13 protein-coding genes are annotated in these 12,362 nt (G+C 72.1%); 5 read left to right on the top strand and 8 right to left on the bottom strand.

Annotated features, from left to right (window positions below; all coding sequences use genetic code 11):
- Positions 1 to 132: 132 nt before the first annotated feature.
- The 4 genes from ACFYY2_RS15355 to ACFYY2_RS15340 form a co-directional block, all read right to left on the bottom strand.
- Positions 133 to 1,173 (bottom strand): TIGR04222 domain-containing membrane protein, encoded by a 1,041-nt coding sequence (locus ACFYY2_RS15355; RefSeq protein WP_388742324.1) that lies wholly within the window; start codon positions 1,171 to 1,173, stop codon positions 133 to 135.
- A gap of 5 nt (positions 1,174 to 1,178) precedes the next feature.
- On the bottom strand, positions 1,179 to 2,471 hold the full coding sequence (locus ACFYY2_RS15350; protein ID WP_388742321.1) for a DUF692 domain-containing protein: 1,293 nt from the start codon (positions 2,469 to 2,471) through the stop codon (positions 1,179 to 1,181).
- A 133-nt stretch (positions 2,472 to 2,604) separates the two neighbouring features.
- A complete protein-coding gene (locus ACFYY2_RS15345; protein ID WP_388742439.1) occupies positions 2,605 to 3,357 on the bottom strand; it encodes a DUF4142 domain-containing protein in 753 nt (250 codons plus the stop codon).
- A gap of 174 nt (positions 3,358 to 3,531) precedes the next feature.
- Positions 3,532 to 4,377 carry an aminoacyl-tRNA hydrolase gene (locus tag ACFYY2_RS15340; protein WP_388742318.1) on the bottom strand — a complete coding sequence of 282 codons (846 nt, stop codon included), beginning with the start codon at positions 4,375 to 4,377 and terminating at the stop codon, positions 3,532 to 3,534.
- Here ACFYY2_RS15340 and ACFYY2_RS15335 point away from each other — a divergent pair.
- Together ACFYY2_RS15335 and ACFYY2_RS15330 are read left to right on the top strand one after the other, a co-directional pair.
- Complete coding sequence (locus ACFYY2_RS15335; protein WP_388742316.1) at positions 4,376 to 5,053, top strand: AIM24 family protein; 678 nt, start codon at positions 4,376 to 4,378, stop codon at positions 5,051 to 5,053. The genes ACFYY2_RS15340 and ACFYY2_RS15335 overlap by 2 nt on opposite strands.
- Before the next feature lie 77 nt (positions 5,054 to 5,130).
- Positions 5,131 to 5,310, top strand: coding sequence for a hypothetical protein (locus ACFYY2_RS15330; protein ID WP_388742313.1), 180 nt, complete (start codon positions 5,131 to 5,133; stop codon positions 5,308 to 5,310).
- Between the two features lie 30 nt (positions 5,311 to 5,340).
- Here the strand turns inward: ACFYY2_RS15330 and ACFYY2_RS15325 are convergent, their stop codons facing one another.
- From ACFYY2_RS15325 to zapE, 4 genes are all read right to left on the bottom strand, one after another.
- Entirely contained in the window at positions 5,341 to 6,273 is a 933-nt protein-coding gene (locus tag ACFYY2_RS15325) for a polysaccharide deacetylase family protein (protein ID WP_388742436.1), read from the bottom strand.
- Between the two features lie 89 nt (positions 6,274 to 6,362).
- Entirely contained in the window at positions 6,363 to 7,739 is a 1,377-nt protein-coding gene (locus ACFYY2_RS15320; RefSeq protein WP_388742311.1) for an alkaline phosphatase PhoX, read from the bottom strand.
- Between the two features lie 135 nt (positions 7,740 to 7,874).
- On the bottom strand, positions 7,875 to 8,300 hold the full coding sequence (locus ACFYY2_RS15315; RefSeq protein WP_388742308.1) for an OsmC family protein: 426 nt from the start codon (positions 8,298 to 8,300) through the stop codon (positions 7,875 to 7,877).
- A gap of 82 nt (positions 8,301 to 8,382) precedes the next feature.
- On the bottom strand, positions 8,383 to 9,474 hold the full coding sequence (gene zapE, locus ACFYY2_RS15310; protein ID WP_388742305.1) for a cell division protein ZapE: 1,092 nt from the start codon (positions 9,472 to 9,474) through the stop codon (positions 8,383 to 8,385).
- A gap of 59 nt (positions 9,475 to 9,533) precedes the next feature.
- Here zapE and ACFYY2_RS15305 point away from each other — a divergent pair, with 59 nt between their 5' ends.
- The 3 genes from ACFYY2_RS15305 (at position 9,534) to murC (ending at position 12,359) form a co-directional block, all read left to right on the top strand.
- Positions 9,534 to 10,310, top strand: coding sequence for a pyrimidine reductase family protein (locus tag ACFYY2_RS15305; RefSeq protein WP_388742302.1), 777 nt, complete (start codon positions 9,534 to 9,536; stop codon positions 10,308 to 10,310).
- A 152-nt stretch (positions 10,311 to 10,462) separates the two neighbouring features.
- Positions 10,463 to 10,915, top strand: a complete 453-nt coding sequence (locus ACFYY2_RS15300; RefSeq protein WP_388742300.1) for an indole-3-glycerol phosphate synthase — start codon at positions 10,463 to 10,465, stop codon at positions 10,913 to 10,915.
- 49 nt (positions 10,916 to 10,964) lie between these two features.
- Complete coding sequence (gene murC / locus ACFYY2_RS15295) at positions 10,965 to 12,359, top strand: UDP-N-acetylmuramate--L-alanine ligase (RefSeq protein ID WP_388742297.1); 1,395 nt, start codon at positions 10,965 to 10,967, stop codon at positions 12,357 to 12,359.
- Positions 12,360 to 12,362: the final 3 nt, after the last annotated feature.

Below are 12,362 nucleotides of genomic sequence, written 5' to 3'. Positions count from 1 at the left end.
GACGAAACTTCGTCACAGGTGGTCATCGGTGGCTGAAACATGACGGAGGTGCATCGTGCGTCCGGCGCCGCGGCGGTGACACCGCGCCGCATCCCATCCCTCCGTCAGGCGCACGTCCCGCCCCCCGGTGGGTCAGGAGCTGCTGCCGCAACTGGACCCGCCGCCGCCACCACAACTGGACCCGCCACCGCAGCTGGACGCGCTGCCGCAACTGGACCCGCTGCCGCCGCAGCTCGATCCGCCGCCGCAGCCCGACCCCGAACTGCACGTGGACCCGGTCCCCGAGCCGCCGCCCCCACCGGTGGAGCCCCCGCACCCGCTGCCGGAACCCGTACTCGCGCACCACTCCACGGGCACGAACGCCGTCGCCGCGGCGGATGACGCGGAGGCCGAGGACACCGACGAGGAGTGCAGCGAGTGCCGTTGCCGGGCGGCGGCCGTCAACTGCCCGCGCAGCTCGGGGTCGGTGAGTGCGCCCAGACCCCTCGTGGCCACCAGATGGGCCGGATCCGTCACATGGGCGTTGGCCGTGCGGAAGCTGTCGGCGGCCCTGCGCCCCGCCCTGGTGAGCCGCGCCCTGGCCGACGCCGCGGTGGCCAGACCGACCACGGCCCCCGCCAGCAGCGCGGGCAGCACCTTCACGACGAAGGGGAACGGAAAGTCCGCGTACCCCTCGTGCGCGGCGTACTGAGCGACGGTCAGGGCGATGCTGAGCGGGAACCCCACGATGCAGCCGATCCCCAGGGCGAGCGCCCAGCGGCGTCGGGTCCGGCTCTCGCCCGGCGCGACCAGCAGCCCCCGTGCGGCCAGTCCGTCGCCGATCTCCTGCACCGCGGGATGCCGCATCACGGCCGCGCGCAAGGTGTGCAGGGCGCCGCTGGGGGCGGCGGCCAGTTCCTGGAGCACGGCGCGCTCCACCGCGTCGCCGGCGCCGTTCCGCCCGGGCGTGACGATGCCCGGACCGCCGACGAACAGCCGGCCGTCCGCGTGCATGCGGGTCAGCGCCGTGTCCACCACCCTGGCCGGGCCACCGTTGAGGAACGCCTCCTCGGAGAGGTCGAGGACGTATGCGGCGCCGTCGCTGCCGCGCATGCCGACGCGGCGGGTCGTGACGATCAGGAGGACCGAGGCGACGGCGACGGCGAGGGTCAGCAGAAGAGCGAGTGCGTTCACGGCGGTCACCTTCCGAGGAGTGCGGCACGGGCGGCGTGGACCAGGCGGGTCGCGCGGCGGGGCGGCCTGGAGGCGGCGCGCTCCTCCCACCACCGCGTCAGCCGTCGGCGGGCGGCCTCGTCGGCCGGGTGGCCCGTGACGAGCAGATGCTCGGCGAACGCGAGCGCGTCGCGGCGGTAGCCGGCGGACATCGGCCGGTTCCGGGCGTACGCGAGGAAAGCCCGCCGGTAGCCGTCGCCGAGGATTCCGGGAAGCTCGGGGGCGACCTTCGCCACGACGTCGGCCCGCTTCGCGGCCAGCGCCCTGCTCTGCACCGCGAGGCGTCCGTGGTCGAAGCCGTCCGGAACCGGGGTGCCGGCCACCAGCGACGAGAGCAGCGCGGTCTGTGCCACAGCCGTACGGCCGCGGGCCCCGGCCGCACGGGGACCGGGTCCGGCGACCCGGGCGGGCCGCGGCCGGACCCGGCGGGGCACCGAGGCCGCAGCGGTGAGCGTCTCCCGGATCGCGGTCAGTTCGGCCGCCAGCTCCGCGCCCGGCGGGAAGTCGTCGTCGCGCTCCAGCAGCACACCCGGCGGGTCGACGCGGGAGCGGAGTTCGCCCAGCACGTCCAGGACCGGCCGCGTCACGGGATGGGCGTGGGTGTCGTGCCAGACGCCGTCCCTCTCGACGCCGCCCGCCACATGGACGTAGGCGATGGCCTCCACCGGCAGTTCGTCGAGAGCCCGCGCCGGGTCCTCACCGCGGTTGACATGGTTGGTGTGCAGGTTGGCGACGTCGATCAGCAGCCGTACGCCGGTCCGCTCGACCAGCTCCGCGAGGAACTGGCCCTCGGTCAGCTGGTCGCCGGGCCAGGAGACGAGCGCGGCGATGTTCTCCAGGGCCAGCGGGACGGGCAGCGAGTCCTGCGCGATCCGCACGTTCTCGCACAGCACCTCCAGCGCGTCCCAGGTCCTGGCCACGGGCAGCAGGTGGCCCGCCTCCAGCGCCGGCGACGCGGTGAGGGTCCCCCCGGCCCGTACGAACGCGATGTGCTCGGTCACCAGCGGCGTACCCAGCAGCTCGGCCTTGGCGGCCAGATCCGCGAGACGGCCGGGGTCCGGGCGGTCCGCACCGCCCAGACCCAGCGAGACTCCGTGCGGGACGACCGTCACCCCCCGCTCCCGCAGGCGCACGAGCGAGGGCGGGAGATGGTCCGTGCAGATGTTCTCCGCGACCGTCTCGACCCAGTCGATCCCCGGCAGCGCCTCGACCGTCTCCGCGATCTCCGGGCGCCAGCCGATCCCCGTTCCCAGCTTCATGGTGTCCCTCCCCGTTCCGTGCAGGGGTGATGGCCCCGCGGGGCGCCCGCGAATCCGGAAGGAGGGACGTTCAGAGGTGGATTTGAGGTTTCCGCCCCCCGGCACCCGGCGCACCCGGTGCCGGGGGGCCGGACTACGGCTGCGGCAGCGGAGCCATCGTGGGCGGCACCGGGCGCGAGGTGAACGACTGGTCGCCGCTCGGGGTCACGGGAACCGGGACCTGCGGGACACCACCGCCCGACGACACGGGCGGCCCCGACGGGCTGGACGTCGCGGCGGCGGCGGCGTCACGCGCCAGGCCGTCGAAGTCGACGAAACCGGTGCGCTCCAGCATGGTGATGTGGTCGAGCACCGTCTGGTTGGCGTCGGAGGCCAGCTGCCGGATCAGGGAGTTGCGCGTCGTGTGCCTGACCTGGGCGACCAGGGCGAACACCTTGCCGTGCGCGGCCCGCAGAAGGTTGGCGAACTTCTGCTCGTACTCCTGTCCGCTCGCCGCCGTGAGTTCGTCGAGCCAGCCCTGCTGCTGCTCCGAGGGCTGGTTCGGGAGCTCCACACCGAGCTTGGAGGCCACGTCCCGGGCCCGCCGGTCCAGGTCCGTGTGCCCCACCACCAGGTGGTCCCCCGCCTGCTTCACGCCCTCGCTCGGCGCGCGCTCGATGGCCTGCTGCCCCGCCGGCAGCTCCCAGAGCCCGGCGAGGCGCACCTTGATCAGGAAGTCCCGGTCGGTGGCCGAGAGCGGGCCCCACTGGGTCGCGACGCTGGACGCGTTCAGATTGGCCTCGCCCGTGCCCGAACGGTCCGCGTAGGACCACACGGGAAAGGCGAGCGCGCCGAGCGTGGCGACCAGCGCGGCGATGATGAGGGCCGTTCCGTTGATGCGTCGCAACAAGATGTTCTCCCGGGCCGGTGCGTGACAGCGTCGAATCAACCGCCAACTGAAGCGTCGATCAACCTACTTGGCGGTAATGCCGTTGCGGCAGTACGGGGAGATACGTAGTCGGGCGCACGGATGTTCAACAGGACCGCGAAAGATCCGGTACGGACCGGCCCGGCCCGCAGGTCAGCGGCGCAGCGCCGGGTGATCGGCGACGACCGTGCAGGAGCCGGGAGCGATCTCGGTGAACCCGGCGTCGCGCACGACCGGCAGTCCGCTCCCCGTGAGCGCGCGCCAGCGGTCGGCGTCCGGTGTCGCGACCGACAGCGGGAACCCCGCCTCGCGCCAGGCCTTCCGCTCGGTTTCCGACAGCTCCCACCAGGCGAGCTGCGCCCCGTGCCCGGCCTGTGCCATCGCCTTGCCCGCCGACATGCCGACCTCGGGATTCATCCAGAGCACTGCACCCGCCTGATCGGGAGCGGCCGGGGGCTCGGGGTCGTCCAGATCGGTGCCCGACACCTGGAGTTTGGCCAGTTCCTTGGGCCAGCCGTCCAGCGGCACCGGCGGGAAGACCCGCACCTCGGCGCGTTCGCCGGTGACCGTGATCCCGGGCAGCGCGGACGCCTTGCGCCACTCCGCTCCGCGCGCCCGCCTGACCACCTTGCGGATCCGTGCGTCCTGCCAGTCGCGCATGGCCCGCGCCCACTCGCCCTCACCCGCGCTCCCGGCCTCGCCCTCGGCGAGCGACCGCGGGTCGGAGAGGATCGTGAGCACGGCGCGGGCCGCGGTCACCAGGGCGTCGTTGCGCGCCGGGGGATCCGTCTTCTCGATGTGCACCACCAGCGGCAGGACGAACTGCGGGGCCTCGTCGCGGGACGTCGGCTCCGTGCGGAACGGGCTGTCGGCGGGGGCGGAGGCCTCCGCGGGGAAGGGTTCGGAAACGCTGTCGCTGCTCACGCCACCAGTCTGCCAGGCGCACGCGACGCCCCGTTCTTGGCGGAAGGCAAGGCTCCGGGTGAGGATGCACGCCATGAAGAGCGACCTCTTTTCCAGCGACCACATGGCACAGCAGGCGACCGTCCCGGGCATGACCCTGCAGAACGCCAAATCGATCAAGTACGCCGTCAGCGGTGAGATGCACGCGCGTCAGGGGTCGATGATCGCTTTCCGGGGCGACCTCCGGTTCGAACGCAAGGGCCAGGGGATAGGCGGCATGCTCAAGCGCGCCGTCACCGGTGAGGGCCTGCCGCTCATGGCGGTCTCCGGCCAGGGCGAGGCCTGGTTCGCCCACGAGGCGGCGAACTGCTTCATCGTGGACATGGAGCAGGGCGACGTCCTCACCGTCAACGGCCGCAACGTCCTCTGTTTCGACGCGACCCTCGCGTACGAGATCAAGACCGTGAAGGGTGCCGGGATGACCGGCGGCGGGCTCTTCAACAGCGTCTTCAGCGGGTACGGCAAGCTCGGCCTGATCTGCGACGGCACGCCCATCGTCATTCCCGTCACCGCGCAGCAGCCGGTCTACGTCGACACGGACGCGGTCGTCGGCTGGAGCGCACAGCTCTCCACCTCCCTGCACCGCTCGCAGAGCTTCGGCTCGATGGTGCGCGGCGGCTCCGGCGAGGCGGTCCAGCTGATGCTCCAGGGCGAGGGCTTCGTGATCGTCCGCCCCAGCGAGCTCAAGCCGGAGAAGGCCTCGGCCCACTGATCCCGCCCGACGGTGCGCCGCTCCCCGCGCCCCGGCCGCCAGGCCCCTGTGCCGCGCGACTGAGTACCCTGGTGGGCATGGACGATGCGTACTGCGAGACGCCCGTACCGGCCCCCGCACCTTTGGACGCGGGCCCGCCGTACGCCGAGTGCGTGCTGTGCCGGAAGCCGACCGACTACCCGGAGTCGACGAAGGGCAGCACCCTCTGCCCGGTCTGTGCCTGGCAGGAGGCCGGACGCTCCGCCTGCTCGGGGTGAACCGCGCGGGCCCTCCCGCACGGGGCGGCCTCAGCCGCGCATCAGCTCCGAGACCTTCACGAAGCGGTAGCCGCGCTCGCGCAGCTCCGGCACGATCCGCCGTACGGCGGCGTCGGTGACGGGCGCCGCGCTGCGGGTGCAGTGCATGACCACCAGCGATCCCGGCCTCACCTCCGCCAGCACCTGATCCGCCACGGCGTCCGCGTCCGTCGCGAAGGCGTCCCCGCTCACCACGTCCCACTGCACGGCGGTCACCCCGGTGGGGGCCAGGGCCTTCAGCGAGACGTCGTCGTAGCAGCCGCCGGGGAAGCGGAAGTAGGGCACGACGTTGCGCGCACCGGTGCTCCGGATGGTGGTGAACGCCTTCTCCACGTCCCGCCGCATGTCCTTCTCCGCCACGGCCGGCAGCCCGTAGCAGGGCGAGGCGAAGGCGTAGTGGCTGTAGGAGTGGTTGGCGATCTCGAACAGCGGGTCGCCGCCGATCGCGCGGGCCTGCGACGGATACTCCTGCGCCCATCTGCCCGTCATGAAGACGGTCGAGGGCACCGCCAGCCGGCGCAGCGACGCGATGAGCCGCGGGTTGTCGAACTGCTCGCCCGCCGCCGCACGCGGTCCCTGATCCGCCGTCATGTCCGCGTCGAAGGTGAGGGCCACGACCTTGTCCGGCCCGCCCGCCCCTCCGGTCCGGGGAGGTCCCCCGGTGCCCCGGCGCTCGAAGACCGGTGTGAGACCGCCGGGGCCGGGGGCGAGCACGGGAGGCCCGCTGCTCGTGGCCGGCTGCGGAGCCCGCGACGGGGAGGGGGACGCCGTCGCGGGCTCCTTGCCGGGTTCCCGGCCCGTCGGCCTGCCGGACTCCCGCACCGGTGACGGAGCAGCCGCCGGAGCGGCCGCCGTACCGGTGCGGGTGCTCTCAGGGCTTCCGCACCCGGCGAGTGCCGCACCCAGTAGGGCGCAAACGGTCATCGTGCGAACGGATCTGATCACCCGAAGAAGCTAACTGATGGATAATCAGATTATTGAGAGGCGCTCCGGCCGGGTCCGGACGCAGGTGATCAGCGCCAGGGCCCCGTCACGGCGAACGTCGTCCCCGGCGTGTAGCAGTTCACGAACATCGTCCGGCCGTCCGGCGAGAACGTGACCCCGGCGAACTCCCCCCACTCCGGCTCCTCGGGCGTCCCGATGTTCTGGCGCCCGCGCGCCATCGCGTAGACCTCGCCGCGCCGCGTCACCCCGAGGACGTGCTGGGCGCCGCCGCCGTCCTCGCAGACCATCAGCCCGCCCCCCGCCGCCAGGCAGATGTTGTCGGGCGACTCGCCCGGCAGCTGCACGTCGGTGTCCGGGCCGAAGACGATGACGAGAGTGAGCCGGCGCCGCTTCGGTTCGTACCGCCACACCTGGCCGAAGTGGTCGGCCGCCGAGCCCTCCGCGCTGTGCGCGAAGCTGGAGACGAAGTACACCGACGACCCGCCCCAGTAGCAGCCCTCCAGCTTCTGGGCGTGGGTGATGCCCTTGGGACCGAAGTCCTGGTGCCGGATCGGAGTGGCGGTGGCCTGCGGGTCGGGTACGGGCACCCACTCGATCCGTTCGAAGGTCGCACCGGTCTCCTGGACCGCGGAGAGATCGGGCACTCCGGGCACCCGCATGGCCTCCAGCGTGCCGCCGGCGCGCAGTGAGCCGGTCCCGCCGAGCGGTTTGTCCGGCAGGAAGCGGTAGAACAGCCCGAACGGCTTCTCGAACGCGTCCTCGGTCTCGTACACGATGCCGTTGCGCGGATCGACGGCGATCGCCTCGTGCTGGAAACGGCCCATCGCGGTCAGGGGGACGGCCCCGGTGCGGCGGGGATCGGCACCGTCCACCTCGAAGATGAAGCCGTGGTCCTTCGTGTAGCCGTTGGTGCCTGCCTTGTCCTCGGTCTCCTCGCAGGTCAGCCAGGTGTTCCAGGGAGTGGGGCCACCGGCGCAGTTCACGGCCGTACCGGCGATGGCGACGCGCTCGCCGCGTACGTGGCCGTCCGCGTCGAGCTCGATGGACGTACAGCCGCCCTTGCCCATCGGGTCGTAGGTGAGGCCCTCGACCGTGGGAACGCCGATCCTGCCGGTGACCCGGTTCTCGTGGTTGCGCACGAGGTGGACCCGGCCGTGGCGGCCGGCGAAGGCCGCCATGCCGTCGTGGTTGCTGGGGACCAGGCCCTCGCCGGAGCGGAGAGGCTCGCCCTCCCGGGAGAGGACGCGATAGCGGAAACCTTTCGGCAGATCCAGCAGCCCGTTCGGGTCAGGAAGGAGGGGGCCGTAGCCGCTGTGGCCCCGGGCTTCGGCGGTGCCGGCGAAGAGTTCGGTGAAGGCCCCGGTGAAGGCCACGGAGGCCGCGGTCGCGGCGCTGCCGGCCAGGACCTGTCGTCGTGTCGCGAGTCGTCGAGGTGCGGATGACATGAGGCAACTCCCTGTTGGCGGACAGGTGAAGTGACCCGCATGTGTGTACCACGCGTCGGGGCGCACGGGAACCATGCGTGCCACGGTGCCCCCTGTGTCCCAGGGGCGTAAGTGGCCCCTGGGACAGGCGTGAGGTCAGGCCAGCGACGCGGTGAGCGTGATCGTGGTGCCCGTGAGCGCCTGGCTGACCGGGCAGTTCGCCTTGGCGTCCTCGGCGGCCTTCACGAAGCCCGCCTCGTCGATGCCGGGGACCTCGCCCTCCACGGTGAGGTGGATACCGGTGATGCCGGTGCCGGGCTGCAGCGTGACCTCGGCCTGCGTGTTCAGCCGGGTCGGCGGCGTGCCCGCCGTGGTCAGGCCGTGGGACAGGGCCATCGAGAAGCAGCTGGAGTGCGCGGCGGCGATGAGCTCCTCCGGGCTGGTCTTGCCGTTCGCCTTCTCCGCACGGGACGGCCACGAGACCGCGAACTCCCCGACGCCGGAGGAGTCGAGGGTGACGACACCCTTGCCCTCGAGCAGGTTGCCTTCCCAGACCGTGTGCGCCTGACGCGTGGTAGCCATGCTGAATCCCTTCGAACGGTGTGCGCGGTCGCGCGGGTGCGGGACACGCCCTGAGGCGGCCTCACACCCGTCGCCCCCGAACCTACTGCGCCACAAGACCCTTTGCGTCACGTGCCAGCGCCGTCAGCCGCGAGATGGCGCGGAAGTACTTCTTCCGGTACCCGCCGTTCAGCATCTCCTCACTGAACAGCCGGTCGAAGGGCAGGCCGGAGGCGAGCACCGGGATCTCACGGTCGTACAGCCGGTCGGCGAGCACCACCAGACGCAGCGCGGTGGACTGGTCGGGCACCGCGCCGACGTCGGTGAGGCAGACCGCCGCGATCCCGTCCGTGAGTGCGCCGTAGCGGCTCGGATGCACCCGGGCCAGATGGCCGAGCAGGGCCGGGAAGTCGTCCAGCGAGGCACCCGGAGTGGCGTACGCGGCCCGGGTCACGGCATCGTCGGAGTACGGCGGCGGTGCCTCGGGCAGTCCGCGGTGGCGGTAGTCCTCGCCGTCGATCCGCAGGGGCCGGAAGTGCGCGGACAGCCCCTGGATCTCGCGGAGGAAGTCGACCGCGGCGAAGCGGCCCTCGCCCAGCTTGCCGGGGAGCGTGTTCGACGTGGCGGCCAGCGCGACGCCCTGCTCGACGAGCCTGCTGAGCAGGGACGACACCAGGACCGTGTCGCCCGGGTCATCCAGTTCGAATTCGTCGATGCACAGGAGCCGGTGTCCGCCCAGCGTCTGCACGGTCTGCTGGAAGCCGAGCGCGCCGACCAGGTTCGTCAGCTCGACGAAGGTGCCGAACGCCTTGAGCGAGGGGTCGGCCGGAGTGGCGTGCCAGAGCGAGGCCAGCAGGTGCGTCTTGCCGACGCCGTACCCGCCGTCGAGGTAGACGCCGCGCGGTCCGCCGGGTGCCGCCTGCTTCTTCCCGAACCACTTGCGCTTGCCCGAACCCGTCGCGTGCGCACCGCCGAGCCCGGCCGCGAAGGAGCTGAGCACGCCGACCGCCTCGGTCTGGCTCGGCTGGTTCGGGTCCGGCACGTACGTATCGAAGCGCACCGAGTCGAAGCGCGGCGGGGGCACCATCTCCGCGACCAGCCGGTCGGCGGGGACGCGCGGTTCGAGGGCGCACAGGGACTGCGGGGCCGTTTCGGCTATGGGGCTCTGCCCCGGCACGGCTGTGGAGGACGACACAACTCTCCACCTTAAGGCCTCTCCCGGAAGGCCTCCGGCGCCGTGCCAGACTGCCGGACATGCGACGCCTGCTCCCTGTGACGGACCCGACCACCCCAGCCGCTGCCGCCGACCGCGAGTGGACGCTCGACGAACTGGCCGGCGCCTACGCCTACCCGGAGGGCGACGGCCCCTGGCTCCGGGCCAACATGGTGTCCACCCTCGACGGGGCCGCCCAGCACGACGGCCGGTCCCAGGGCATCTCGTGCGCCGCCGACATGCGGATCTTCGGAACCCTGCGGGGGCTCGCCGACGCCGTGGTCGTCGGTGCGGAGACGGTGCGCCTGGAGGGCTACCGTCCCGCCCGGGCCCGCGAGGCCTTCGCCGCCCGTCGCGCCGCGGCGGGACAGGGCCCGGCTCCGGCAGTCGCCGTCGTCAGCGCGGGCCTCGACCTGGACTTCACCCTCCCTCTCTTCGTCTCGCCCCTGGTCCCGACCTTCGTGATCACCGGGACGGCCGCACCCGGAGACCGGGTGCGGGCGGCGAGGGAGGCGGGGGCCGAGGTCCTGTTCGCCGGGGACGGCGCCGCCGTCGAGCCGGCCCGCGCGGTGGCGGAACTGGCGGCCCGCGGGCACACCCGGCTCCTCACCGAGGGCGGACCGCGGCTGCTCGGGCAGTTCGTAGCGGCCGGTGTGCTGGACGAGCTCTGCCTGACCCTGTCACCGCTGCTCACGGCCGGGGACGCGCAGCGCATCGCAGGCGGGCCGGGTGTCGTCGTGCCGGAACGTTTCTCCCTCGTCTCGCTGCTGGAGGAATCGGGGTTCCTCTTCACCCGGTACGGGAAGATCCGACATTGAGCGGAATTTCCCGTTCCGGTTAACTCCGGGTGGGCACACTAAGTCCTGCTACCCCGTGCAATTGCGGGGAAGGATGGTTTCAGCAGAAGCGGCCGCCCCGGCGGCCGACCGGATGAAGCGGAAGGGCGCCTGTCGTGTTCCGAAGCGTTTTGATGATCGAGAAGCCCCTCACTCCCGAGGACGTGGAGTTCGTCACCACCCTCCACGGCGAGGAGCGGATCTCGTTCGTGGTCCTGATGCAGCCCCGCAGCGACCAGGCCGACGTGCTGCTGAGAGCGATCGACGACGTCGCGATCGGCGAGCTGCGGGAGGCCGTCCGGGAGGGCGAGCAGCCGGAGGGCAAGGCGGCCCGCGAGCCCGCGGAGATGGCGCTGGAGTACTCGCTCAGGGAACTGCGCGAGGCCGGCTCGGAGGCCGTCGGCCAAGTGGTCGAGGACCACCCCCTGGACAAGCTGAAGACCGTCGTCGACGACTCGGGCGCCGACGAGGTCATCGTCCTCACGGCCCCCCACTACGTCGAGGAGTTCTTCCACCGCGACTGGGCCTCCCGGGCCCGTCACAAGGTCGGCGTACCGGTGCTCAAGCTCTTCGCGCACAGCGAATAGGCTGGGGGCGGACCCCTACCCAGTCAGTCACACCTCGGGAGACTCACGCATGGCACCCGGTATTCCTGCCGCCCTGGAACGGCCGCACTTCATCGGCATCGGCGGAGCCGGAATGTCGGGCATCGCGAAGATCCTCGCCCAGCGCGGAGCGAAGGTGGCGGGCAGCGACGCCAAGGACTCCGCCACCGCCGAGGCGCTGCGGACACTGGGTGCGACCGTCCACATCGGTCACGCGGCAGGCCACCTGGCCGACGACGCGACCTCGGTGGTCGTCTCCAGCGCCATCCGCGCCGACAACCCCGAGCTGGTCCGCGCCGACGAGCTGGGCATCCCCGTCGTGCACCGCTCCGACGCGCTCGCCTCCCTGATGGACGGGCTGCGCGCCATCGCGGTCGCCGGCACGCACGGCAAGACGACCACCACGTCCATGCTCGCCGTCGCCCTCTCCGAACTGGCCCTGGACCCGTCGTACGCCATCGGCGGCGACCTGGAGGGCCCCGGCACCAACGCCACGCACGGCGGCGGCGACATCTTCGTCGCCGAGGCCGACGAGAGCGACCGCAGCTTCCAGAAGTACGACCCCCAGGTCGCGATCGTCCTCAACGTCGAGCTGGACCACCACGCGAACTACGCGTCGATGGACGAGATCTACGAGTCGTTCGAGACCTTCGTCGGCAAGATCGTCCCCGGCGGCACCCTGGTCGTCGCGGCCGACCAGGCCGGGGCCGTCGAGCTGACCGAGCGGATCCGCGGCAGGTCCTCCCTGGACGTGGTCACCTACGGCGAGTCCGAGACGGCCGACGTACGGGTCCACAAGATCACCCCACGCGGCCTGACCAGCGAGGTCACGGTCGTGCTCAACGGCAAGTACCTCACCTTCACCGTCTCCGTGCCGGGCCGCCACTACGCCCTCAACGCGGTCGCCGCACTCGCCGCCGGTGTCGCGCTCGGCATCCCCGCCCACAACCTGGCCTCCGCCATCGGCAAGTACACCGGCGTCAAGCGCCGGCTCCAGCTCAAGGGCGAGGCCGCGGGCGTCCAGGTCATCGACTCCTACGCCCACCACCCCACGGAGATGACCGCGGACCTGGAGGCCATGCGCGGCGCGGCCTCGGACGCCCGCCTCCTCGTGGTCTTCCAGCCCCACCTCTTCTCCCGCACCAAGGAGCTCGGCGCCGAGATGGGCCAGGCCCTCGCCCTCGCCGACGCCTCACTCGTCCTCGACATCTACCCGGCCAGGGAGGACCCGCTCCCGGGTGTCACGAGCGAGTTGATCATCGACGCCGCGAAGGCCGCGGGAGCCGATGTCACGGCCGTCCACGACAAGGCGGCGGTCCCCGCCGCGGTCGCGGGAATGGCGAGGCCGGGCGATCTGGTTCTCACCATGGGAGCGGGCGATGTCACCGACCTCGGCCCGCGGATCCTGGACCACCTGTCGAGCTGAGGA

Origin of the sequence: Streptomyces sp. NPDC001822 (assembly GCF_042892135.1) — a bacterium.
In the GTDB taxonomy this organism is placed as follows: domain Bacteria; phylum Actinomycetota; class Actinomycetes; order Streptomycetales; family Streptomycetaceae; genus Streptomyces.
This window is presented reverse-complemented; position numbering and strand designations above follow the sequence as displayed.

Coding starts and splice junctions, on each gene's coding strand:
- ACFYY2_RS15315 (WP_388742308.1), bottom strand. CDS start 8,300: ATGGCTACCACGCGTCAGGCGCACACGGTCTGGGAAGGCAACCTGCTC.
- ACFYY2_RS15330 (WP_388742313.1), top strand. CDS start 5,131: ATGGACGATGCGTACTGCGAGACGCCCGTACCGGCCCCCGCACCTTTG.
- ACFYY2_RS15335 (WP_388742316.1), top strand. CDS start 4,376: ATGAAGAGCGACCTCTTTTCCAGCGACCACATGGCACAGCAGGCGACC.
- ACFYY2_RS15300 (WP_388742300.1), top strand. CDS start 10,463: ATGATCGAGAAGCCCCTCACTCCCGAGGACGTGGAGTTCGTCACCACC.
- ACFYY2_RS15325 (WP_388742436.1), bottom strand. CDS start 6,273: ATGACCGTTTGCGCCCTACTGGGTGCGGCACTCGCCGGGTGCGGAAGC.
- ACFYY2_RS15305 (WP_388742302.1), top strand. CDS start 9,534: ATGCGACGCCTGCTCCCTGTGACGGACCCGACCACCCCAGCCGCTGCC.
- murC (WP_388742297.1), top strand. CDS start 10,965: ATGGCACCCGGTATTCCTGCCGCCCTGGAACGGCCGCACTTCATCGGC.
- ACFYY2_RS15340 (WP_388742318.1), bottom strand. CDS start 4,377: ATGGCGTGCATCCTCACCCGGAGCCTTGCCTTCCGCCAAGAACGGGGC.
- ACFYY2_RS15350 (WP_388742321.1), bottom strand. CDS start 2,471: ATGAAGCTGGGAACGGGGATCGGCTGGCGCCCGGAGATCGCGGAGACG.
- ACFYY2_RS15320 (WP_388742311.1), bottom strand. CDS start 7,739: ATGTCATCCGCACCTCGACGACTCGCGACACGACGACAGGTCCTGGCC.